The 22,762-nt window shown below is 63.8% G+C and carries 20 protein-coding genes; 13 read left to right on the top strand and 7 right to left on the bottom strand.

The window, feature by feature from the left end; genetic code table 11:
* Both LPA36_RS21425 and LPA36_RS21420 read right to left on the bottom strand, forming a co-directional pair.
* Positions 1-143: FAD-dependent oxidoreductase (locus LPA36_RS21425; protein ID WP_228881167.1), on the bottom strand; the 143-nt coding region annotated here is incomplete at its 3' end.
* 113 nt (positions 144-256) lie between these two features.
* On the bottom strand, positions 257-541 hold the full coding sequence (locus tag LPA36_RS21420) for a hypothetical protein (protein ID WP_228881124.1): 285 nt from the start codon (positions 539-541) through the stop codon (positions 257-259).
* Positions 542-953: 412 nt separating this feature from the next.
* Here LPA36_RS21420 and LPA36_RS21415 point away from each other — a divergent pair, with 412 nt between their 5' ends.
* The 4 genes from LPA36_RS21415 to LPA36_RS21400 all read left to right on the top strand — a co-directional run bounded on the left by LPA36_RS21415 (position 954) and on the right by LPA36_RS21400 (position 6,528).
* A complete protein-coding gene (locus tag LPA36_RS21415; RefSeq protein ID WP_228881122.1) occupies positions 954-2,243 on the top strand; it encodes an MFS transporter in 1,290 nt (429 codons plus the stop codon).
* Positions 2,244-2,322: 79 nt separating this feature from the next.
* Positions 2,323-4,068, top strand: coding sequence for a GMC family oxidoreductase (locus LPA36_RS21410; RefSeq protein WP_228881119.1), 1,746 nt, complete (start codon positions 2,323-2,325; stop codon positions 4,066-4,068).
* A gap of 86 nt (positions 4,069-4,154) precedes the next feature.
* The gene (locus LPA36_RS21405; RefSeq protein ID WP_228881117.1) at positions 4,155-5,072 is read left to right on the top strand and encodes a TauD/TfdA dioxygenase family protein; all 918 of its coding nucleotides are present in this window, start codon (positions 4,155-4,157) and stop codon (positions 5,070-5,072) included.
* Between the two features lie 34 nt (positions 5,073-5,106).
* The gene (locus tag LPA36_RS21400; protein ID WP_228881114.1) at positions 5,107-6,528 is read left to right on the top strand and encodes an aldehyde dehydrogenase family protein; all 1,422 of its coding nucleotides are present in this window, start codon (positions 5,107-5,109) and stop codon (positions 6,526-6,528) included.
* A gap of 156 nt (positions 6,529-6,684) precedes the next feature.
* Here the strand turns inward: LPA36_RS21400 and LPA36_RS21395 are convergent, their stop codons facing one another.
* Both LPA36_RS21395 and LPA36_RS21390 read right to left on the bottom strand, forming a co-directional pair.
* Positions 6,685-7,035, bottom strand: a complete 351-nt coding sequence (locus LPA36_RS21395) for a BON domain-containing protein (RefSeq protein ID WP_228881111.1) — start codon at positions 7,033-7,035, stop codon at positions 6,685-6,687.
* A 98-nt stretch (positions 7,036-7,133) separates the two neighbouring features.
* Positions 7,134-8,297 carry a porin gene (locus LPA36_RS21390; protein ID WP_228881108.1) on the bottom strand — a complete coding sequence of 388 codons (1,164 nt, stop codon included), beginning with the start codon at positions 8,295-8,297 and terminating at the stop codon, positions 7,134-7,136.
* Positions 8,298-8,641: 344 nt separating this feature from the next.
* Here LPA36_RS21390 and LPA36_RS21385 point away from each other — a divergent pair, with 344 nt between their 5' ends.
* From LPA36_RS21385 to LPA36_RS21345, 9 genes are all read left to right on the top strand, one after another.
* Entirely contained in the window at positions 8,642-9,274 is a 633-nt protein-coding gene (locus LPA36_RS21385; protein ID WP_267478902.1) for a DUF2889 domain-containing protein, read from the top strand.
* Positions 9,275-9,405: 131 nt separating this feature from the next.
* Entirely contained in the window at positions 9,406-12,240 is a 2,835-nt protein-coding gene (locus LPA36_RS21380) for a LuxR C-terminal-related transcriptional regulator (protein ID WP_228881104.1), read from the top strand.
* Positions 12,241-12,451: 211 nt separating this feature from the next.
* The gene (locus LPA36_RS21375) at positions 12,452-14,329 is read left to right on the top strand and encodes a feruloyl-CoA synthase (protein ID WP_228881101.1); all 1,878 of its coding nucleotides are present in this window, start codon (positions 12,452-12,454) and stop codon (positions 14,327-14,329) included.
* Positions 14,330-14,374: 45 nt separating this feature from the next.
* Positions 14,375-15,514, top strand: coding sequence for an acyl-CoA dehydrogenase family protein (locus tag LPA36_RS21370; protein ID WP_228881099.1), 1,140 nt, complete (start codon positions 14,375-14,377; stop codon positions 15,512-15,514).
* A gap of 30 nt (positions 15,515-15,544) precedes the next feature.
* Positions 15,545-16,729 carry a lipid-transfer protein gene (locus tag LPA36_RS21365; protein ID WP_228881096.1) on the top strand — a complete coding sequence of 395 codons (1,185 nt, stop codon included), beginning with the start codon at positions 15,545-15,547 and terminating at the stop codon, positions 16,727-16,729.
* A gap of 25 nt (positions 16,730-16,754) precedes the next feature.
* The gene (locus LPA36_RS21360) at positions 16,755-17,195 is read left to right on the top strand and encodes a MaoC family dehydratase N-terminal domain-containing protein (protein WP_228881094.1); all 441 of its coding nucleotides are present in this window, start codon (positions 16,755-16,757) and stop codon (positions 17,193-17,195) included.
* Positions 17,196-17,207: 12 nt separating this feature from the next.
* Complete coding sequence (locus tag LPA36_RS21355; RefSeq protein ID WP_228881092.1) at positions 17,208-17,624, top strand: MaoC family dehydratase; 417 nt, start codon at positions 17,208-17,210, stop codon at positions 17,622-17,624.
* A 26-nt stretch (positions 17,625-17,650) separates the two neighbouring features.
* Positions 17,651-18,475 carry an SDR family NAD(P)-dependent oxidoreductase gene (locus LPA36_RS21350; protein WP_228881090.1) on the top strand — a complete coding sequence of 275 codons (825 nt, stop codon included), beginning with the start codon at positions 17,651-17,653 and terminating at the stop codon, positions 18,473-18,475.
* Between the two features lie 155 nt (positions 18,476-18,630).
* Positions 18,631-19,707, top strand: coding sequence for an MBL fold metallo-hydrolase (locus LPA36_RS21345; protein ID WP_228881088.1), 1,077 nt, complete (start codon positions 18,631-18,633; stop codon positions 19,705-19,707).
* Between the two features lie 71 nt (positions 19,708-19,778).
* Here LPA36_RS21345 and LPA36_RS21340 read toward each other — a convergent pair whose 3' ends face one another.
* From LPA36_RS21340 to LPA36_RS21330, 3 genes are read right to left on the bottom strand one after another with little or no spacing between them, the layout of a single operon-like run.
* Positions 19,779-20,723 (bottom strand): electron transfer flavoprotein subunit alpha/FixB family protein, encoded by a 945-nt coding sequence (locus LPA36_RS21340; protein ID WP_228881086.1) that lies wholly within the window; start codon positions 20,721-20,723, stop codon positions 19,779-19,781.
* A 10-nt stretch (positions 20,724-20,733) separates the two neighbouring features.
* A complete protein-coding gene (locus LPA36_RS21335) occupies positions 20,734-21,483 on the bottom strand; it encodes an electron transfer flavoprotein subunit beta/FixA family protein (protein WP_228881085.1) in 750 nt (249 codons plus the stop codon).
* 31 nt (positions 21,484-21,514) lie between these two features.
* Entirely contained in the window at positions 21,515-22,675 is a 1,161-nt protein-coding gene (locus LPA36_RS21330) for a CaiB/BaiF CoA transferase family protein (protein ID WP_228881083.1), read from the bottom strand.
* Positions 22,676-22,762 lie beyond the last annotated feature (87 nt).

Here is a 22,762-nt window from a genome sequence, read left to right as displayed (position 1 = left end):
CCCAGCTCGACGCCGGTCTCCTGGGCACGCTGCTTCAGACGGATCGCCGCGGACAGCCCGGCGGGGCCACCGCCGACAATTACCACGTCGTATTCCATTGATTCGCGCGGGTTCACGATATCGTCTTCAAGGATGGTCGGAATTGACACTGCGTGGGTCTCCAATACTTCTTGATTTGCAAAACAAGAGAACGCCGGGAGCGGGCGAATCGGCCTTAACGTATCACCCGTGGAAGCCACTAAAACCCAGCTCGCCTTCAGGCTGTCGATGCGACAGGGCCTGGCGTGCCGGATAAAACAGGCATGCGTGGGACGCTCATCGTCGCCCGCCTGATCTCCGGCGGAAATACGGACCAGGAACCATCTTCATGGCGGAAGAAAAAGATCGAGAGCTCACCGGACGCCCGCCCGGCCGCGACGCACACATAACGCCACCGGTTCGCGGGGGAGTGACTGAACATCGTCACGCGAGCCCGCATCGCCGAATCAGGTCCGAACCATTTTTCCACCAGACGGCGCAACGAGGTTTCACGGGTATTCACGGCCTCTCCTTTCAATCGGGCTGGCACAGCCTCAAATCGCGACGCTCGGCAGCAGGCGGCCTCGCCTTCGCGCTGGCAATCCCGCTCGACGTTTCCGGACGCCACAGTAATTCAACGCCCCACCGGCGCCACTACCCCGGTGGAGTGGAGCCCCCGTCGCGCGCGACACCGGCGACCTGAAGCGCCGGACGATCTGCACCCTGACAGAACAAGGTTTTCCCTGGACTACCTGTTCCGGGTGGTTTCGCACCCGCCCGGACCTCGTACCGTGACGCCATAAAGCCGGATTGCCGGGACGGGCAGTAAAGCACGCCTGGATAAGGACTACCGCAACTCACTTGTAGGGGACCAGAGTCAGTGCCTTGCACCCGCTCTGGTCGACCGCAAGCATCTGGTCGACAGGAGACAACCGATGACCGCTTCCCCCGATTTCCAGGCCAGGTCCGCATGGACGATGACCCTCCTGCTGACGGGGCTCGCCCTCATCAATTTCCTGGACAAGATCGTGTTAGGTCTCGTCGCGGTACCGCTCACGGCCGAGCTGCATCTCTCGCCGGAGAAATTCGGCCTTGTCGCCGGCAGCTTCTTCTGGCTGTTTTCAATCTCGACCGTGCTCGTGGGATTTCTTTCGAATCGCTTCCCCACCCGCTGGCTCCTGCTTGCGATGGGCTTGAGCTGGGCCGCGCTTCAGTTGCCGCAGGCGATGGCGACAAGCGCACTGGGGCTGCTGGTCTGCCGCGTGATTCTCGGCGCTGCCGAAGGCCCGGCCTTTCCGGTCTCCGTGCACGCGCTGTACAAGTGGTTCCCTAACCGGAAACGCAATCTGCCGGTCGCGATCATCAACCAGGGCGCCGCCTTCGGCATGTTGCTGGCGGGTCTGCTGATCCCTGTCGTCACGAGACAGTGGGGATGGCGCACGAACTTCATGCTGCTCGGCGCGATCGGCGTGATGTGGAGCGTGCTGTGGGCGTGCTTCGGTCGCGAAGGAACGCTCGGTAAGCAGCAAGCCGCGCCGCTCGGGCAGACACCGACGAAACGGCTGCCGTATCGCCGGATCCTCACCGACCGTTCGGTACTCTCCGTCTTCGCGTTGGGGTTCACGGCCTACTGGACGCTGGGTCTGAGCCTGACCTGGATACCCACCTACTTCGAAAAGGGGCTCGGATTCACCGGCGTCGAAGCCGGCCGGTGCTTCGCCGTGGTGGTTGCGACCGCGACGCCGGTGAATGTCGGACTGAGCTGGCTGTCGCAACGCATGCTCGCCCACGGCGTGTCGACACGCAGGGCGCGCGTTCATCTGATCTGTCTGTCGGCGGTGACGGGTGGCCTGCTGTACGTCGCGCTCATGCTGCTTCACTGGCTGCCGCTGCAGAAAGTCGCGCTGCTCGCCATGGCGGGCGCGCTGCCGACGTTGAGCTTCACGCTCGCGCCCGCGTTGCTCGCCGAAATGGTCCCGGACAGCCAGCGCGGATCGCTCGTCGCGATCCACACGGCGCTCGCAAGCCTTGGGGCCGCCTTCGCGCCAATCGTGATGGGTCGTCTGTTACAGACCTACGGCGGCGACAGCAGCCATGCCTATGAACTCGGCTTCACGGTGAGTGCCGCACTGCTGATCGCAGCCTCTCTCGCCGCCCTGCTCTGGCTTCATCCTGACCGCTCGCACAAGACCCTCAACCATTTCGGTACCCAGGCCCCGGCGTAACGGGTGCCCGGCGAATCGGGCAGTGACTGCACAACCGGCGCCATGCGCGCGCAAACCTCAAATCACGTAGAGAGACTCCATGACGAGACGTGGCAAGAACGCTCATAGCACAACGATCGCGGCAGAGTACGACTACATCGTCGTCGGCGCGGGCTCTGCCGGATGCGCTGTCGCCGCCAGACTGGCCGAAGATCTGTCCGTCACGGTCGCGCTGCTGGAAGTGGGACCACACGATCATCACATGACCGTATGGATGCCAATCGGTCTTGCCGGCACCGTGCGAAAGCCCGGCCCGCGCAACTTCGCTTACCACACGGAGAGCCAGTCCGGCCTGCACGGACGTCCATCCTTCCAGCCGCGCGGACGCGGCCTGGGCGGCAGCTCCTCGATCAACGGCATGGTCTATATCCGTGGACATCGCAACGACTACGACGAATGGGCGCGCCTCGGCTGCACCGGCTGGGGTTTCGACGACGTACTGCCCTATTTCCGCCGCAGCGAATGCAATCAGCGCCACGCAGGAAGCAATGAAAATCCGTGGCACGGCGGCGATGGTCCGCTGCACGTCAGCGATCTGCGCACGCCGAATCCGTTTTCCCATCGTTTCGTGCAGGCCGCGCAGCAGGCCGGTTTCCCGTTGAACGCCGACTTCAACGGCGAAGAACAGGAAGGCGCAGGCCTCTATCAGGTCACGCAATACAACGGCGAGCGCTGGAACGCGGCGCGCGCTTATCTGCACGGCGGCAACGCAAAAGATCCGGGCCTGAACGGCGGCCGCCCGAACCTTCACGTCCTCACGGATGCGCAGGCGCTGCGCGTTGTCATCGAGGACAAACGGGCGCGCGGCGTGAGCATCGTGCGTGCAGGCGTCGTGCAGACGTTGCAGGCACGGCGCGAAGTCGTCATCAGTTGTGGGGCATTCAACTCGCCACAACTGCTGATGGCGTCGGGTGTCGGGCCGGCCGAACATCTGCGTAGTCACGGGATCGATGTCATACAGCATCTGCCCGGGGTCGGTGAGAACCTGCAGGACCATCTCGACGTGATCGTCAACAAGCAGGTCAAATCCACCGACCTCTTCGGCTATTCGTCGCGTGGCTTTCTGCGGCTCGCGTCCGAGATGTGGCGCTACCGGCGTAACCGCAGCGGCATGGTCGCGTCGAACTTCGCGGAGGCAGGCGCGTTCGTAAAGAGCCGCCCCTCGCTCGCCATCCCGGACATCCAGCTTGTCTTTGTTCTCGCCCTGCTAGGCAACAGCAACATGGCCAAACGCAGCGAACTCGGACACGGCTACTCGTGTCACGCGTACGTCCTGCGTCCCGAGAGTCGCGGTCACGTGCGTCTGCGCAGCGCGGACATGCGCGATGCGCCGTCGATCGATCCGCGCTTTCTGTCCGCCGAAGCGGACCTCGACACGCTGGTGGCGGGCGTGCGCATCGTGCGCCGGATCTTCGCGCAGCAGGCGCTGGCCGAAGCGGGCGGCAAGGAACTGCTGACGGATGATTTCGGACCGGACGATTCGAACGAGGACGCGATCCGCGCGTTCGTCCGCAGTCACGCCGACAGCGTCTATCACCCGGTCGGCACGTGCCAGATGGGCATCGACGAAATGGCCGTAGTCGATCCGCAACTGAGGGTACGCGGAATCGAAGGCCTGCGTGTGGCCGACGCGTCGATCATGCCGACGCTGATCGGCGGAAACACGAACGCACCGGCAATCATGATCGGTGAAAAAGCCGCCGACCTGATTCGGGCCGCCCACCGTCAAACGCCCGCCAGCGAATTGAACCTGCGACCGGCGTACGCGCACGACGCGCAGACGTGAACCCGGCCTCAACTGCCTGAAACGTCCGCAGCGCCGCGCGCCTGACGCACGACGGTACCTGCGGGCCCACATCAATGGAGACATGCATGCAAGCAACAGAGATCGCCCCTGAAGCGAAGGCGGTTCGCGCCGGTTCGGACGCGTGGCCATTCGCCGTCGAACGCTATACGCCGACGATCGGCGCGGAGATTCAAGGCGTCGATCTACGCGATCCGCTCGACGACGCGACTTACGCTGCGTTGCGCCGCGCGCTGTTGAAGTACAAGGTGCTGTTCTTTCGCGACCAGGATATCAGTCCGGCACAGCACGTTGCCGTCGCAAAACGCTTCGGCGAGCTGGAAATTCACCCTGCGTTTCCGCATCATCCCGATCATCCGGAACTCGTGATACTCGGGCGCAACGATACGAAGCGCGGCCGCGAGAACCTCTACCACTCCGACGTATCGTGGCGTGAGGTTCCTTCGATGGGCTCCATGCTGCGATGCGTGCAATGCCCGGACGTGGGCGGCGACACCATCTGGATCAACATGGTTGCGGCTTACGAAAATCTCCCCGAGGACGTGAAGGCGCGAATCGCGAACCTCAAGGCAGCCCATGATTTCCTTCCGCTGTTCGGCATTTCGATCCCCGAAGACCAGCACGCTTCAATGCGCGAGAAGTTCCCGCCCGTCGAGCATCCGGTTGTGCGAATCCACCCTGAAACAGGTGAGAAAATCCTCTACGTCAACGAGGCGTTTACCACGCACCTGTCGAACTACGGTCGCGTGACCATGAAGGAATATCGCGTCGGCTTCGACTACAAGCTCGCGGAAATGGACCTCCTGCAGTATCTGTTCCGCCAGGCCCAGGCGCCGGAATATCAGGTGCGCCTCAAATGGCAGCCGAACACGATCGCCTTCTGGGATAACCGCTCGTGCCAGCATTACGCAGTGCAGGATTACTTCCCGGCCCCACGTCACATGATGCGCGCAACGGTGATCGGCGATCACCCGGTCGCCGCCTGAGTCCGACTGGACCCAAAGAACCCCTGGAACCGAAATGAAAACGTTGAACATCTTCTACATCGGCGGCGAGTGGGTCGGGCCGTCTGCCGGCAGCACGCAGATGGACATTGTCAATCCGGCCACCGAAGCGCTCACCGGACGGCTGACGCTGGGCACCGCCGAAGACGCCGATCGCGCGATCGCGGCAGCACGCGCTGCGTTTGCCTCCTGGTCGGAATCGAGCCGCGAAACGCGGATCGCGCTGCTCGAGCGGATCATCGAACGCTACCGCGCACGACTCGACGACATCGCAGAAGCGGTCTGCATCGAAATCGGCGCCCCCATTACGCTGTGCAAAAACCTGCAGGCTGCCATTGGACTCGCGCACCTTGAAGCCTCGCTGGAAACGCTGCGCCACTTCGAGTTCGAGACGCAGCACGGCAAGAGCTACGTGCGGCGCGAAGCGATCGGCGTCGCGGCACTGATCACGCCCTGGAACTGGCCGTTGAACCAGATCGTCGCCAAGGTCGCGCCCGCGCTGGCAGCGGGTTGCACAGTCGTGCTCAAGCCATCGGAAATCGCACCGCTCGACGCTGTCATCTTCGCGGAGATCATGCACGAAGCGGGTACGCCGCCTGGCGTCTTCAACATGATCTTCGGGGAAGGACGTAGCGTCGGCGCACGGCTGTCGTCGCATCCCGATGTGGACATGGTGTCGATCACCGGGTCGACACGTGCTGGAGTGGAAGTGGCGATGAGTGCCGCGCCCACGGTGAAGCGTGTAGCACAGGAACTCGGTGGCAAGTCGCCCCTGCTGATTCTCGACGACGCCGACCTCAAGGCTGCGGTGACGAGCGGCGTCGCGCAGTGTATGGCCAATTCCGGCCAGACGTGCGTCGCGCCCACCCGCATGCTCGTGCCGCGCGAGCGGTACGACGAAGCCACTGCGATTGCTGCTGCAGTCGCCAATAGCATCACCATAGGTGACCCTCGGGATCCGGCCACCCGAATGGGCCCGATCTCAAACCGCGCGCAATACGAAAAGGTGCAGGCGATGATTCGCGCCGGTATCGAGGAAGGCGCACGGGTCGTAGCCGGGGGCCCCGGCAAGCCGGAAGGTATCGCACAGGGCTTTTATGCGCGTCCCACCGTTTTCGCAGATGTCCGCAACGACATGAAGATTGCGCGCGACGAGATCTTCGGCCCCGTGCTTGTGATGATCCCGTACGACGGCGAGGAACACGGGATCGCGATTGCCAACGATACGGAATATGGTCTCGCCGGCTATATCGCGAGCAGCGATCCGGAACGTGCGCGCCGCGTGGCAGCACGACTGCGCGTCGGCTCGGTGCGTATCAACGGCGCGATGCTGGACATCACCGTGCCGTTTGGCGGCTACAGGACGTCGGGTAACGGGCGCGAGTACGGTCGCGAAGGGCTTGCCGAGTTTCTCGAGTGCAAGTCGGTCACGGGTTGAGATGTCGTGAAACGGGCCTGCTCATCAACGATGCGGGTTGAGATGTCGTGAAACGGGCCTGCTCATCAACGATGCGGGTTGAGATGTCGTGAAACGGGCCTGCTCATCAACGATGAGCAGGCCCTGATGTAACAGCAGGGACGCGCGGGACGCCGCCTATAACGTAGACAACGTCAGCGCATTCGTCACAGAGGTCACGCCCTCGACACCTTCGGCCGCCTGGGTCGCGAGACCTACCTGCGACTGTTCCGGCACCGTGCCTTCCAGTGTCACTACGCCGTTGCGCGCGCGCACGGTGATCGTCGTGGCCCTGAGCCCTTTAGTCTTGCCCAGCGCACGCACCACACTCTTCTGGAGCGCACGGTCCGCGGCCTTGACGGCTTTCGCATCCGATGCAGACGGTCGGCCTGACGCACCAGCTGCATCGCTACCCTGTGCGTGTGCGCCAAGCGATGCGAGAACGATTACCGCTCCAGCTGCCAGCCTGATTACCCTGTTTTGATTCATCGAAGTTTTCCTTTTGTTGTTCTCGAGCCGACCGGAAGCGGCTTCAGTAGCGCTGATGGGAGACGTCGCGTGGCGACGTCTTCCCGTAACGCGATCCGTCAGAAGCGATGCGTCATGCCGAGCGCCGCCATGACCTGCTTCGAACCGGCCGCGACACCCGGCACACCGGGCCAGCTCATGTTCGCCGTGCCGTTGTTCTTCAGGTAACCCGCGCGCATGTAAAGACTCGTGCGCTTCGACAGGCTGTGATCGACGCCCACCTCGATACCCGGCGTGTTGTCGTGCACGCCACGCACATTGCGCTCAACACCGGCGACCTCGATGACGTCCGCTGCGGTCGCCTGGATCGTCGCACCCAGTTCCATGATGCTGTACGAGTGCACCAGCGCGGAAACCGGGATCCGCACCGTTGGCGTGATCGTAACGAGCGCGCCTGCGGGCGCGTCCTTCGGACGGTTATACGAATAGTTGAACTGGAAGTTCACGATGCCGAGCCTGTAGGCCAGTGCACCCGTAAAGTGCTCCGTCGCCATCAGATCGAAGGTCGTCAACAGCGTCGGCGCCGTGGGCACCAGCGGCGCGGTCTCCTGCGAGCCGTGCTGGTACTGGTAACCAACGCCCGCGTAGAAGCCGTAACCCGAATAGTTCGCTGCGAGATCGAGCATCGCGCCCGAGCGGACCGGCACCGGTTGCGTCACTGTAGCCGGCAGCGCATACATCGCGTAGAAATGCGCGCCCCTCAGGTCGGGCGACGTGTAGACGATCGAATTGCTGGTTCGTCCCGACACGTACTGCGTCGCGAGCGTGGAACGGTCAGTGGCGCCGGCCAGGTCGGCGGCAGCAAGCGGCGACATCACTTCGTTGCCGCGGAACGGGTCGGTGAAGTAGACGGCCCAGAAGCTCGGCTGATATTGACGACCAAAGGTCAACGAGCCATACGTGTCGTGCTTCAGGCCGACCCACGACTGCCGGTAGAACATCGCGGTGCTGTCGGCAAAGAATGCGCCATTGTTGATGTTGTAGCCGTTTTCGACGTCGAATACCGCCTTCAGTCCATTACCGAGATCTTCGTTTCCCTTGAGACCGAACAGAGAACCGGTCGAACCGCCGCTTCGTACGGAATACGAATGATTTCCGCCGTTATCCAGATACTGCACGAACGTGTCGGCTACTCCATACAACGTCACACTCGACTGGGCCGCCGCTCCCCCGGCGGCAAGAATCAACGTGGCTCCGCAGATGCCCTGACTCATAAAACGCATGCGTGTCTCCCTTTTATGTTTACCGCGTCCGACGGACGCGGGTCTAGCAAACTCATACAGATGTGCGCCGGGATGACGGTCCGTCAAAGTCTGGCCGGCCTTTGCGGGCTCATATTGCAGGGACGTTCGCGCAGAAAACCTACCCAAACAGAGGGGGGACGGGAATACCCCAAGGGATAAAAGGAGAGCACTACACATCGTCCGCCCCCCGGCACGGGGGGCGGCACGTGGTCGCCATATCGATAGGCTGACTGATATCGGTCACTCAAGAACGAACAGACGCGGCATCGCACTACGTCGTCTGAACGTAATTCGACTTCCACCGGCCGAGCGGCTGCTTTTTCATGAGCGAGATATCTATGTCTGTCACTTCATCGAGTGCTTCAACACGGCGGTCTCTTCACACCCGCCGTATCGAATGCGTGGGTTACGAACGAAGCGACGGCCTGTTCGATATTGAAGGCAGCATGCGGGACACGAAAAGCAGCGATGCCGATCTGCTCTTCAAGACGGTCCCCGCCGGCGCACCGCTTCACGACATGCGTATCGTCGTCACTATCGACTCGAAGCTGGTGATCCGTCATATCGAGGCGCATACCAACGCGTCGCCCAGCCGCTTCTGCACGGAAATCAACGATGCGTACAGGAATCTTGAAGGCTTGAGCATCGGCGCGGGCTTCATGAAAGAGGTCAAGAGCCGGCTGACCGGTCCGAAAGGCTGCACACATCTGACCGAACTGCTCGGGCCGATCGCCACGACAGCCATCCAGACGCTGATGAGCCTGCGCAAGACGCCTTCCGACCCAGGCGAATCCGTTGACGGAAAAGAAGCGGACCGGGTGCATCCGATGGCCGACACGTGTTACGCCTGGCGCGCAGGCGGCGAGGTCGTGCAATTCGCGACGCAGCGCAGACGACAGATGCAGCAACGCGAAGCACCCACTTTGGATGCGCGTCACCTGCAAGAAGAGCGATAAATCCGGGAAGACACCACCCTGCCGCATGTGAAAACGTCAGCTGCGCTGCGCTACAATGTGCCGATTATCATTTCGTCCTTTGGCCCACGCCGACATGGCGCAAAGCCGGAGCGCGCAAGGCGCAGGTCACGATGCCGCAGAATTTCCCTCCCGCGGACCCACGCCGCTCCCCCGGCGCCGCCGCCGAATCCCGTAGCGATCCCCGATTGACTCCGCCGCGCAGCAGCGCTCGCATCGTCGCGCGTGAACGTCTTCTGACGCAGCTCCTTGACGCGCGGCGCAACCGTTGCATCGTGCTTCAGGGTCCGGCGGGCTGCGGCAAGACAAGCCTCTTGATCGTATGGCGCGAGGCACTGCTGTCACTCGGCTTCGATATCGCGTGGCTCACGCTCGTGCCCGAAGACAACGAACTCACGCACTTTCTCGACTATCTTGTTGCAAGCCTCGCCCAGGTCGACCCCGCGATGTCCCATGAAGCGGCGTTGCTGGGCGGTCGCGGCATGGACGACGAAACGGTCGAGCGCACGATCATCGCGCTTGTCCGCGGCATTGCCGCCCATCCGAACGATGTCGTCCTGGTGCTGGACGACCTGCATCACATAACAAGCCCGCGTCACCACGAAGCATTGCAGTGGCTGCTCGACTACGCGCCGGCCAACCTTCATCTCGTGTTCGTCTCGCGCGGCACGGTGCCGCTTTCGCTCGGCCGCCCGCGTGACCAGGGTCTCGTGCTGGAACTGGACATGCGCGACCTGCGCTTCAGCGCCGCAGAGTCCGAAGCGTTCCTCAAGGCGCAGCTGGGCCAGATCAGCCCGCGCGACGCACGGCATATGCATGAACTGACCGACGGCTGGGTCGCAGGTCTGCAGCTCTTTGCGATGCGCCTGAAGCGGAAAAAACAGGGCGGAACAGACGTCGCGGCAGTCGATCCGCCCAATCACGCGCAGCTTCTGGATGCCCGCGGATTCGCGGAGTATTTCGAGCGCCAAGTGTTGTCGCGCCTCGCGCCGTCCGAAGTGGAACTGCTGATCCGGATGGCAGGCTGCACGCGCGTATGCGCGCCGTTGTGCGTCGCATTGACGGGCGACGAACAGTCGCCTGCCGAAGTCCGTGCGCTGCTGACGCGACTCGAAAGCGACAACTTGTTCATCGCGCCCATCGAGAGTTCGGGCAGCGAGTCGTGGTACCGGCTGAATCCGCTCTTTCGCGAGACGCTGCTCGAACGCTTTCGCGCGCGCAGCGAGCTGCATCAACGCGAAGTGCATCTGGCCGCGTGGATCTGGTTCCGCGATCACGAGCAGCCCGACGATGCCGTACGGCACGCGTTACTCGCCGGCGAACCGGCAGCGGCCGCCGACCTCGTGTTGAGCGTCGCGCGGACGATGCAGATCAGGGGCGAGCTGCGCAAGCTGGTCGTGCTGATACGCCTCTTGCCGCTTGCCGAAGTGCAGGCGCGGATCGGCCTGCGGCTATGGATGGTCCATCTGCAACTATACGCACGCGAATTCGAGGCCTGCGCGGCGGACATCGCGCGCCTTCACGACGATATTCCCGAAGGCGACGCGCATTCGCGCTACCGCCTGATCCTGCTGAAGGCGGCGCTCGCCGTCCAGCGCGACGACACGCACGACGCGATGTCGGTGCTGCCGCAACTTCAGCAAATTCCGGTGCACGCCGACAGTCTCGCCGTGGGCGGCCGTAACAACCTGCTGTCGTGGATCTACATGCGCCGTGGCGAGTACGAAGAGGCACGGCGCGTTCAGAGCGAGGCGCCGCCACTCTTCGTCGACGGCGCGCCGCTCCTTGGCACGTCAGCGGGCGCGCTGAATGGCCGCTGCATCGCGGGGTTCAGCTACGCGCTGGAGGGCAAGTTCATCCAGGTCGAGCGCATCAGCCGCGACGTGCTGTTCGACGCCGACCAGCGCGGCAGCGCCGCCGCCGAAGCCGCGTGTTTTGCGGCGGCGCTGCTTGGCGAAGTGCTCTACGAGTTCAACGATCTGGAAGCGGCCCGCAAGCTGCTGGAAGACCGCGTCGATGTGCTCGAACGGGTGTCCATTCCCGACTCCGTTCTGCGCGTGCTGACCGTGCTGTCGGCGGTCCACTGGGCGACCGGGCATCACCTCGATGCATTTGCCTGGCTCGAACGTCTCGAAGAATATGCGTCCCAGTATGGGTTGTCCCGGCTCGTCGCCCATAGCGTCGCCGAGCAGATTCACCGACATCTGCAGGGCGGCCAGTTCGACGCAGCGGAAGCCGGCCTTGCACGTCTCGACATGATCGCCGGGCGCGCGGCTGCGACGTCGTCCGGAACCGTCGCGGAAATCCACGCGATGGCCGAACGCTCGCACATCAACTGGTGCATCGCCCACGAGGATTTCGACGGCGCGGCGAGCCGGCTTCAGGCACTGGTTCCGTTCTGCGAGGCGCGCGGCTGGCAGCGGCATGTCGCGCATTTCCAGATGCAGGCCGCTGTGGTCGATGCGCGGCGCGGCCGGGCCGACGCCGCGCGTCAGGCGGTGCTCGCCGCGCTGCGCCGGGGTCACCGGCTGGGTCTCGTGCGCAGCCTGCTCGACGCCGCCCCCGGCGCGCTGGACCTCATTGCCGACGTCGCGCAGGGCGAAGCGCATGATCCGGTTCTGTCCTTCTATGTGAACCGGCTTCAGGCCGCGCAGAAAGCCACAGCCGCCAGTGTCGCGCAGCCCGCGGCACAATCCGGTGCCCGGAGTGCGCCGCCCGCTGGCGCCGAGATGCTCAGCGAGCGCGAAACACGGGTGGTGGGCCTGCTTGCGCAGGCATTGCCGAACAAGAAAATCGCCCGCACGCTCGGCATTTCGCCGGAAACCGTCAAGTGGCACTTGAAGAACATCTACGGCAAGCTTGGCGTGACGAGCCGCGACGAGGCGGTCGCCCGTGTTCGCGACCTCGAACTGGGCTCGCCGGCCGCCGGCGGCGACGAAGCCGGCTGACGCGCCCACGTCGCCGCGTGGCCACCCCACCCCGCCGCGCCGCCCGTCGTCCCGACCCGCCTCGCTACCCACCTTGGGTGGTCCACTCCCGTCTCACAGCCACTATCCTGTAACTCAAGGGGTCGCACGTAGCCGTCGATGGCATGCGCACCTCACAAAACAAACGCTGGTGCGTGCCATGGCGCGCACTGAAGCTCAGGAGACAGGCGTAATGACTACGCTCATGGCTAGTGAATACACGGCAGCCCCTTACCGTCCCGTACGCTTTCCGGAACGGCGTCCGCGCGTCGAACGCCGCGCCGATGGCACGCTGATGCTCAGCTGCGCCAGTGCGCCCCCCGATATCGCGCAGACCAGCTTTGCGGATTTCATACCCGGGTGGGCCGAACGCCGCGGCGACACGCCGGCCTTCCGCGAACGCGATGAAAACGGCGCGTGGCGCTCGATCAGCTGGAGCGATCTCTGGCGCCAGGTGCAGACGGTCGCGTCCGGCCTGCTGGAAATGGGGCTCGGCGGGGAGCGCCCGCTCGTGCTGCTGTCGGGCAATTCGATCGAACAGGCGGTGCTGCTGCTGGCGGCCGAGTACGTCGGCATTCCCGCGGCACCGGTATCGCCGGCCTATTCGACGCTCAGCAAGAGCTTCGCCCGTCTGAAGGGCGTGCTTGAACTCGTGCCGCCCGGCGCTGTGTTCGTGCAGGACGCGAAGCAGTTAGAACGCGCGCTCGCGCTCCCCGAACTCGCAGTGCCGGTCATCGCCGTACGCATCGGCGAAGGCGCACAACGCGCATGGACCGACCTGCTGGCCGGCGAGATGACGCCAGCGCGCGTCGAAGCGGTTGCTGCGGCACACGCGGCCATTCGCGAGGACGATACCGTCCGCGTCCTGTTCACGTCCGGCTCGACGGGTACGCCGAAAGGCGTGCCGCTCACCTACAGCAACTTCAAGGCGGTCGCCGCCTACTATGCCGACAATCTCGGCTGGCTGGGTGAAACCCAGCCGGTATTTCTCGACTGGCTGCCATGGCACCACGGCCTGGGCGGCGTCCTGAACATCGGGCGTTCGATCCAGTTTGGCGCAACCCACCATATCGACGACGGCCGGCCGCTGCCGGGCCTGATCGAGCGCACAGTGCGCAACCTGCGCGAAGTCTCGCCGACGATCTTCACGAGCGTGCCTTCGGCGTGGGCCGTGCTGGCGGGTGAGCTCGAACGCGACCCCGTGCTGGCCCGCAGCCTCTTCGCCAATGTCGAGTACTTCGGCTACGGCGGCGCCAGCCTGCCGACAGACGTGTGGCATCGCATCCAGCGCGTGGCGGTCGAGACGATCGGCAAACGCATCGTCTTCTCGACAGGCCTCGCGTGTACCGAGACAAGCGGCATGGGCACCTACTGCGGATGGCCTGCCCCGGATCTCGGCAATATCGGCGGCCCGGTGCCAGGTTCCGAAGTGAAGCTCCTGCCGCTCGAAGGCGGTGATGGCCGCTACGAAATCCGCATGCGCGGCGCGAACGTGTTTGCCGGCTACATCGGCGATCATGCGCTCACCGCCGCTGCTTTCGACGAAGAAGGTTATTTCCGGCTGGGCGACGCCGTGCGCCTCGCGAATCCCGACGATGCCGGCGAAGGTCTGCTCTTCGCCGGTCGCGTGGTCGAGGACTTCAAGCTGACGAACGGCACCTGGGTGCGCACCGGCGCCGTGCGGCTCGGCCTGCTCGACCTGTGTGCGCCGCTCATCTCCGATGCGGTGATCTGTGGCCATGACCACGAATTTCTCGCTGCGCTGGCATGGCCGAACGTGGCCGCCTGCCGGCGTCTCGCGCCGGAACTCGCTCAACTCGATGTGGCTGCGCTTGTCGAACATCCGGTCGTCGCCACCGCGCTGCGTGAACGTCTTGCCAGCCAGAAGAACGGTGGCGCCAGCCGGACAATCGAACGCCTGATGCTGATGGCAGAACCGCCTTCCATCGACGCCAACGAGATCGCCGAGAAAGGCTACGTGAACCAGGCCGTGACCCGCATGCGCCGTGCGCATCTGATCGAGCAGCTTTACCACACCGAACCCGCAGCGCATATCGCCTGCACGCGATAACGTCATCAACGGACTTACGTCGCACTCACCATCAGGAATTTAGTGATGCAAATTACCCGCACCGTTTTTCGTGACGATCATGAAATGCTGCGCACCACGGTGCGTCGCTTCCTTGAGCGCGAGTGCGCTCCGAAACAGGCCGAGTGGGACAAGGCGGGGCGCGTCGACCGTGAGACCTGGCTCAAGGCGGGTCGCGAAGGTCTCCTGTGTCTCACGCTGCCGACGGAATACGGCGGCGGCGGCGGCGACTTCGGCCACGCGGCGATCCTCAACGAGGAAGTGAACCGCGCGGGTCTGAGTGGTCTCGGCTTTGGCGTGCACTCCGACATCATCGCGCCGTATATCGCGCGCATCGGCAACGAAGAGCAGAAGCAGCAATGGCTGCCGAAGACGTGTACCGGCGAAGCGATTCTCGCGATCGGCATGACGGAGCCCGGCACGGGTAGCGATCTGAAGGCGATTCGCACCACCGCCATTCGCGACGGCGACGAATACGTCATCAACGGCAGCAAGACGTTCATCAGCAACGGCCTGAACGCCGACCTGATCATCCTCGTCTGCAAGACCGACCCCAGCGCGGGCTCCAAAGGCGTAAGCCTGATTGTCGTCGAAGCGACCAGCGAGGGATTCCGCCGCGGCCGCAAGCTCGACAAGGTCGGCATGCATTCGCAGGATACGGCCGAGCTGTTCTTCGACAACGTGCGTGTGCCGGTCAGCAATCGCCTCGGTGAAGAAGGAAAGGGCTTTGCGTATCTGATGGGCGAGCTTCCGCAGGAGCGGCTCTCGATCGCGATCGGCGCAGCGGCAAAACTCGAAGCCTGTCTCGAACACACGATCAACTACGTGAAGGACCGCCGCGCGTTCAACCAGACCGTGTGGGACTTCCAGAACACGAAGTTCAAGCTGGCCGACATCAAGGCGCAGGCAACTGCAGTGCGCGTGCTGGTCGATCACTACCTCGCCGAGCACGTGCGCCGGCGTCTTACCCTGGAAGAAGCGGCGATCGCCAAGCTGTTCGCCACCGAATCGCTCGGCAAGGCGCTCGACGACATGGTGCAACTTCACGGCGGCTACGGCTACATGCTGGAGTATCCGGTGGCCCGGGCTTTCGCCGATGCACGCGTGAACCGTATCTACGGCGGCACGAGCGAGGTCATGCGCGACCTCATCTCCCGCAAGCTTTAATCCGAACATCCCATACCAAGGAGCAATGATATGACCCGTAACGTGTTCGTCGCCGGCGTCGGCATGATTCCGTTCAGGAAACCCGGCACCAGCGACACCTACGACGTAATGGGCGCCGGTGCAGTACGTCAGGCGCTGGCCGATGCCGGCCTCGACTACGCAGATGTGCAGCAGGCCTATGCAGGGTACGTGTACGGCGACTCGACCTGTGGTCAGAAGGCGCTGTACCACGTCGGCATGACCGGCATTCCCGTCATCAACGTGAACAACAACTGCGCGACGGGCTCGTCGGCGCTGTTTCTCGCGCGTCAGGCTGTACAAAGCGGCGCGGTCGACTGCGCACTCGCGGTGGGCTTCGAGTTCATGCAGCCGGGCGCGCTGTCTTCAAAGTGGAGTGACCGCAAGCCCGCGCTCGAACGCGCGCTGAATCTGGTCGACGAACTTGTCGATCGCACTGATCTGCCGCCTGCCATCCGCCAGTTCAGCGGCGCAGGACGCGCACATATGGAGAAGTACGGCACCCGGCTCGAAACCTTCGCGAAGATTCGCGCCAAGGCGAGCCAGCACGCCGCGCGCAATCCGCTCGCCGTATTCCGCAACATCGTGACGCCGGAAGACGTGCTGGCCTCGCCGACGATCTGGGAAGGTGTATTGACACGCCTGATGGCCTGCCCGCCCACTTGCGGCGCGGCTGCGGCGCTCATCGTTTCGGAAGAGTTCGCCCGCAAGCGCGGCTTGCGCACCAACGTGCTGATCGCCGGCCAGTCTCTCACCACCGACCAGCCGAGCACTTACGACAGCCGCGACATGATCCGCGTGGTGGGTTTCGACATGACGCGCTCGGGTGCACAACTCGCGTACGAACAGGCCGGTGTCGGTCCTGAAGACATCGATGTGATCGAACTGCACGACTGCTTCGCGCAAAACGAATTGCTGACCTACGAAGGTCTCGGTCTGTGCGGCGAAGGCCAGGCGGAAAAGCTCGTCAACGACGGCGACAACACGTACGGTGGCAAGTGGGTGGTCAACCCTTCGGGCGGCCTGCTGTCCAAGGGCCATCCGCTCGGCGCCACGGGCCTCGCGCAGTGCTACGAGCTGACCCATCAGATGCGCGGCACGGCTGATCAACGCCAGGTGGAAGGCGCGAGAGTCGCGCTCGCTCACAACGTGGGTCTCGGTGGCGCATGCGTCACGACCGTGTACAAGGCAGCGTAATACGCCTTCCGAAGGAGCCCTCGACATGATCGACAAGAAACATATCGGCAAGGTCATTCCCGCGTTTCGCACGGTGGCCGAAGCGGGCCACCTGCGGTTCTTCGCGAAGGCGACCGGCGAAACCAGTCCGGTCTACTTCGACGAATCGGCCGCGCGCGACGCAGGCCATCCGAACCTGCCGCTGCCACCCACGTTCCTCTTTTCACTGGAACTGGAGCAGCCGGACAGGCGCTGGCGCGACGAGATCGGTATTCAGGTCGCACGCATCCTGCACGGCGAACAGTCGTTTACGTATCACCGGATGGCTTACGCCGGCGACGTGCTGCTCTTCGAATGCCACATCGCCGACATCTACGACAAGAAGGGTGGCGCACTCGATTTCGTGGTGCGCGAAACACGCGTGACCAATCAGAAAGGCGAGCATGTGGCCGATCTGCGCAGCGTGCTCGTACACCGCAACGGTTGAGAGGAGACACGAATGAGCACATTGAACTTCGATCACGTCAAGGTCGGCGACACGCTGCCGCCGCTGACGCTCGCGCCCATCGACCGCACGACGCTGGCGCTCTTTGCCGGCGCTTCGGGCGATCACAACGCGGTTCACATCGACCTCGATTTCGCGCGCCGCAGCGGCATGCCCGACGTAATCGCTCACGGCATGCTTTCGATGGCGTACCTCGGGCGGCTGCTGAACTGCTGGGTCGATCAACGACAGTTGCGTCAGTTCGGCGTGCGCTTTGTCGGCATCACGCATCTTGGACACCAGATCACATGCAGCGGCCGGGTCGTCGAGAAATTCGAAGCCGACGGCGAGCGCCGCGTGAAAGTGGAAATCCAGACTGCCAATCAATACGGTGAACCGCGCGTCCTGGGTGACGCGGTGGTCGCCCTGTAATTCGCATCAGACAAGGAGACGGAAACATGGGAAAGCTTGACGGCAAGGTGGCGCTCGTCACCGGTTCGGGTCGCGGCATCGGCCGCGCGATCGCCGAGAAACTGGCGAGCGAAGGCGCACGCCTCGTGATCAACGACCTCGACGCCGAACCGGCGCACGAAACGGTCGAAGTGCTGAAGAAGATGGGCACGGAAGCGGTGGCCTGCGTGGGCAACGTCGGTGCACCCGACTTTGCCGACCGTTTCATCGGCACCGCGATGAACACGTTCAAGGGCATCGACATCATCGTCAACAACGCGGGTTACACGTGGGACGACGTGATCCAGAAGATGACCGACGAGCAGTGGTACGCAATCATCGACTGCCATATGACCGCGCCATTCCGCATCCTGCGTGCCGCGTATCCGCACGTGAAGGCGCTCCACGCCGCCGACAGGGAAGCCGGTCGCGAGGTGTACCGCAAGATCGTGAACATCTCGTCGACGTCGGCGCTCAACGGTAACGCCGGGCAGATGAACTACTCGTCGGCCAAGGCGGGGGTGATCGGCATGACGCGTGCACTCTCGCGCGAATGGGGACGCTTCAACGTCAACGTCAACTGCGTGGCGTTCGGCCTGATTCACACGCGCATGACGACGGCCGATGCCCATGCCGGCGCGACCGTGAAGATCGAAGGACGCGACATCCGCGTCGGCGTCAACCCGGAAGCGCTCAAGTCGCACGCGCAGCGCAACCCGCTCGGACGCGGCGGCACACCTGAAGAAGCAGCCGGCGGCGTCTACCTCTTCTGCTCGCCCGAGTCGAACTACATCACCGGCCAGACCATCGCGGTTGCCGGCAACCTGCAGTAAGTTTCGAGTCCCGGTTATCCGCCGGGATGGTGTCTTCGCTGGCATGCGTTTCAATGCATGCCAGCGTCCGCGTTTCCGCACATTGAGCGCGCATCTGCATTGCGTCGCTCACCCACCCGTCTCATCCGTTGGCCGATGTTTTCCGGAGCCAAACCATGATCGATGACACCCGCGTCGCGCCGTCCGGCAGCACGCTTTCTGCCGTGACGTATCCATTCGATTCGCCGCCTCGCCCTGGAGAAGTACTCGAAGTTGCGCCAGGTGTGCAGTGGATTCGCATGCCGTTGCCCTGGTCGCTCGATCACATCAACGTATGGACGATCGCGGACAGCGACGGCTACGCCATCGTCGACACAGGCGCGCGCACCGATGCCGCGACTGCGTTGTGGCGTCGCCTTTGCACAGGCTCCGACTTGAGCCGCCCCGTCACACGCGTTTTCGTCACGCACATGCATCCGGATCATGTCGGCATGGCAGGCTGGCTCACGCGTACGCTCGATTGCCGTCTGTGGATGACACGCCTCGAATACCTCAATTGCCGGGTCGCCGCTTCGGATACGGGCCGCGAAGCGCCCGACGACGGCGTGGACTTCTACCGCCGTGCAGGCTGGAGCGCAGCTTCCATCGGGCTGTATCGCGCCCGCTTTGGCCGGTTCGGGCAGCACATTCACGCGATGCCGGACAGCTTCCGGCGCTTGCACGATGGAGAGGAGATCAGGATTGGGGAACACATCTGGCGCGTGATTATCGGCACGGGACATTCGCCTGAGCACGCATGCCTGTATTGTCCTGAGCTGAAGCTGTTCATATCCGGCGATCAGGTTCTACCGCGGATTTCGTCAAACGTATCGGTGCATGCGCTCGAACCGGACGCCAATCCGATGGCGGACTGGTATGCGTCCATCACGAAACTGAAGGAACAGGTGCCGGACGATGTGCTGGTGCTGCCCGCCCACAATGACTGCTTTTACGGCCTGCATGCCCGCCTCGATCATCTGCGACGCAGCCAGGACCGCAGCCTCGAACGGTTGCGTCGGGCACTTGGCGAACCACGGCGCGTGGTCGACGTGTTCGGCGCGCTGTTTGCAAGCAAGGTCGGCGAGGAGGATATGCCGCAGATGAGCCTCGCGACCGGCGAAAGCCTCGCGTGCCTGAACTATCTGATCGGGCGTGGCGAAGTTCAATGCGCACTTCGTGAGGACGGGTTGAACTGGTATTCGCTGGTGTCGTAACAATGTGAAGGGGCCATCGCTGCGCAATACAGCGATGGCCCCTTCTTTCGCATTTCCTGCGCTGAAACGCGTCAGATTGCGTTCACCAGTTGCGGTACAGCATCAAACAGATCAGCTTCCAGCGCGTAATCCGCGATGCTGAAAATCGGCGCTTCCGGGTCTTTGTTGATCGCGACGATGACCTTCGAATCCTTCATCCCGGCCAGATGCTGGATCGCGCCCGAGATGCCGCATGCCACATACAGTTGCGGCGCGACGATCTTGCCCGTCTGACCGACCTGCCAGTCGTTCGGCGCGAATCCCGCGTCAACGGCCGCGCGGCTCGCGCCGAGCGCCGCGCCGAGTTTGTCGGCGAGCGGCGTGAGCACTTCGGCGAATTTCTCGCTGCTGCCCAGTGCGCGGCCGCCGCTCACCACAATCTGCGCATCGGCGAGTTCCGGCCGGTCGCTCTTCGCCACCAGGCACTCGACGAACGTGGAAAGACCGCTGTCCGTTACTGGGTCCACCGTGTCGATTTGCGCCGCGCCGCCTTCGGCCGGCACGGCATCGAATCCCGTCACACGCACAGTCAGCACTTTCACCGGGTCGCTGCTCTGCACCGTTACGAGCGCATTGCCCGCGTAGATTGGACGCTCGAATGTATCCGGGCTCACCACGCGTACGATCTCGGAAACCTGTGCGACGTCGAGCAGCGCCGCGACGCGCGGCGCCACGTTTTTGCCCGCACTCGTGGCGGGAAACAGGATGTGCCCATAACCCGCGGCAAGCGCGACGACCTGCGCCGCGATGTTTTCAGCGAGACCGTCCGCGAGGTGCGCCGCGTCCACGTGCAGCACGCGCGCGACGCCGGGGATCGCCGCGGCGGCGCTGGCGGCGCCGGCGGCCTGATGACCGGCCACGAGCACGTGAACCCCGGTGCCGCATTGCAGCGCGGCCGCCACGGTGTTCAGCGTGGCCGACCTGATCGAACCGTGGTCATGTTCAGCCACGACGAGTATCTGACTGGTTGCAGTCATATCGATTCCTTTAGATAACCTTGGCTTCGTTCCTGAGCTTCGCAATCAGCGTCGCGACATCGGGCACCTTCACGCCCGCGCTGCGTCCCGCCGGCTCGACTGTACTGAGCGTCTTCAGACGCGGCGCGACATCGACGTCCAGCTGTTCAGGCGTGACGACGTCGAGCGGCTTCTTCTTTGCCTTCATGATGTTGGGCAGCGTCGCGTAGCGCGGCTCGTTCAGTCGCAGATCGCTTGTGACCACCGCAGGCAGCTTGAGACGCAGCGTCTCCAGCCCGCCGTCGATTTCACGTGTGACGGTCGCGTATCCTTCCGTCACTTCTACGCTGCTTGCGAAGGTGGCCTGCGCAAAACCCGCGAGCGCGGCCAGCATCTGACCGGTCTGGTTGCAGTCGTTATCGATAGCCTGCTTGCCGAGAATCACGAGTTGCGGCTGCTCCCTGTCGACGAGCGCCTTCAGCAGTTTTGCGACGGCGAGCGGTTGCAGCTCGGCATCCGTCTCGACCAGAATGCCGCGATCCGCGCCGATCGCCATGGCGGTGCGCAGGGTTTCCTGGCAGGCGCCCGTTCCGCACGACACTGCGATCACTTCGCTCACCACGCCTTTTTCCTTCAGGCGCACGGCTTCCTCGACCGCGATTTCATCGAACGGGTTGATACTCATCTTGACGTTCGACAGCTCGACGCCCGAGCCGTCCGACTTCACGCGGACCTTGACGTTGAAGTCCACCACGCGTTTGACCGCGACCAATACTTTCATCTGTTGTCTCCTGAACTTTTTTTGGTGCCGCTCACGCCTCAGGCTGATAACCCAGACCGTGTTCACGCATGCGCTCGACGGCGGTTTCATCGAAGCCCCAGTCGCGCAGAGCGGCAAGACCACGTTCGCCGCGCTGCGGCGCAGGCTTCGCGATCGTCGAAGGCGTCGCGGAAAAACGCGGCGCGGGTGCGGGCTGAACCACGCCGGCCACTTCGACAAAGCTGCCGCGGGCACGATGCTGCGGATGCGCAGGCGCTTCCGAGAAACTCAGCACGGGCGCGACGCACGCGTCACCGCCTTCGAATATCAGACTCCATTCATCGCGCGTACGCGTGAGAAATGCCGCCGCAAAGCGCTCGCGCAGCACCGGCCAGCCGTTGCGATCGTGCTGGGCCGGCAGGCCCGCATCGGCAAGCCCGAGTTTCGTCAGCAGTTCGGCGTAAAAGCGCGATTCAACCGCGCCGACCGACATGTACTTGCCGTCCTTCGTGCGGTAGCTGTCGTACCACGGTGTGCCGCCGTCCAGCAGGTTGCTTTCGCGCTCCTCGCGCCAGTTGCCCGAGGCGAGCAGCCCCCAGATCACAGAACCCAGTTGCGCCGCACCCTCGATCATCGCGGCATCGACGACCTGACCTTCCCCGCCACGCTGCACGTTGAAGAGCGCGGCCACCACGCCGAGTGCCAGCAGCATGCCGCCACCGCCGTAGTCGCCCACGAGGTTCAGCGGCGGCACAGGAGGACCATCGGCACGGCCGATGCCCGACAGTACCCCCGACAACGCGATGTAGTTCAGATCGTGGCCGGCCCGTTCCGCGAGCGGCCCCGTCTGGCCCCAGCCCGTCATGCGGCCGTACACGAGACGCGGATTGCGCGCGAGCGCCGCCTGCGGCCCGAGACCCAGACGCTCCATCGTACCCGGACGGAAACCTTCGATCACGACATCGGCGCGCGACATCAGATCGAGCGCTGCCTCGACCGCCTGCGGCTGCTTCAGGTCGAGCGTGACCGAGCGACGGCCGCGGCCCGTGACATCGGCACGCTTGCCGTTCGTCTTCGGACCCAGATCCTGGGGAGGAAGCGGCCGGTCGATACGCAGGACGTCCGCGCCCATGTCGGCGAGCAACATGGCGCCGAACGGCCCCGGCCCGATGGCCTCGAATTCCAGCACGCGAATACCGCTCAATACACCCATCGTCCCTCCACTTTCTGTTTTTACTGACGACACGTACTCGCCGTCGCTGTTCACCGGCAACCGTCTTTCGACCGGTATTGCCCTGAA

Source organism: Paraburkholderia saeva (assembly GCF_907164555.1).
Classification (GTDB): domain Bacteria; phylum Pseudomonadota; class Gammaproteobacteria; order Burkholderiales; family Burkholderiaceae; genus Paraburkholderia; species Paraburkholderia saeva.
Note: the sequence above shows the minus strand (reverse complement) of the source record. Positions and strands in the feature narration are given on the sequence as shown.

Coding starts and splice junctions, on each gene's coding strand:
- LPA36_RS21415 (WP_228881122.1), top strand. CDS start 954: ATGACCGCTTCCCCCGATTTCCAGGCCAGGTCCGCATGGACGATGACC.
- LPA36_RS21370 (WP_228881099.1), top strand. CDS start 14,375: ATGCAAATTACCCGCACCGTTTTTCGTGACGATCATGAAATGCTGCGC.
- LPA36_RS21330 (WP_228881083.1), bottom strand. CDS start 22,675: ATGGGTGTATTGAGCGGTATTCGCGTGCTGGAATTCGAGGCCATCGGG.
- LPA36_RS21390 (WP_228881108.1), bottom strand. CDS start 8,297: ATGCGTTTTATGAGTCAGGGCATCTGCGGAGCCACGTTGATTCTTGCC.
- LPA36_RS21395 (WP_228881111.1), bottom strand. CDS start 7,035: ATGAATCAAAACAGGGTAATCAGGCTGGCAGCTGGAGCGGTAATCGTT.
- LPA36_RS21410 (WP_228881119.1), top strand. CDS start 2,323: ATGACGAGACGTGGCAAGAACGCTCATAGCACAACGATCGCGGCAGAG.
- LPA36_RS21350 (WP_228881090.1), top strand. CDS start 17,651: ATGGGAAAGCTTGACGGCAAGGTGGCGCTCGTCACCGGTTCGGGTCGC.
- LPA36_RS21375 (WP_228881101.1), top strand. CDS start 12,452: ATGACTACGCTCATGGCTAGTGAATACACGGCAGCCCCTTACCGTCCC.
- LPA36_RS21340 (WP_228881086.1), bottom strand. CDS start 20,723: ATGACTGCAACCAGTCAGATACTCGTCGTGGCTGAACATGACCACGGT.
- LPA36_RS21345 (WP_228881088.1), top strand. CDS start 18,631: ATGATCGATGACACCCGCGTCGCGCCGTCCGGCAGCACGCTTTCTGCC.
- LPA36_RS21380 (WP_228881104.1), top strand. CDS start 9,406: ATGCCGCAGAATTTCCCTCCCGCGGACCCACGCCGCTCCCCCGGCGCC.
- LPA36_RS21400 (WP_228881114.1), top strand. CDS start 5,107: ATGAAAACGTTGAACATCTTCTACATCGGCGGCGAGTGGGTCGGGCCG.
- LPA36_RS21355 (WP_228881092.1), top strand. CDS start 17,208: ATGAGCACATTGAACTTCGATCACGTCAAGGTCGGCGACACGCTGCCG.
- LPA36_RS21335 (WP_228881085.1), bottom strand. CDS start 21,483: ATGAAAGTATTGGTCGCGGTCAAACGCGTGGTGGACTTCAACGTCAAG.
- LPA36_RS21360 (WP_228881094.1), top strand. CDS start 16,755: ATGATCGACAAGAAACATATCGGCAAGGTCATTCCCGCGTTTCGCACG.
- LPA36_RS21365 (WP_228881096.1), top strand. CDS start 15,545: ATGACCCGTAACGTGTTCGTCGCCGGCGTCGGCATGATTCCGTTCAGG.
- LPA36_RS21385 (WP_267478902.1), top strand. CDS start 8,642: ATGAGCGAGATATCTATGTCTGTCACTTCATCGAGTGCTTCAACACGG.
- LPA36_RS21405 (WP_228881117.1), top strand. CDS start 4,155: ATGCAAGCAACAGAGATCGCCCCTGAAGCGAAGGCGGTTCGCGCCGGT.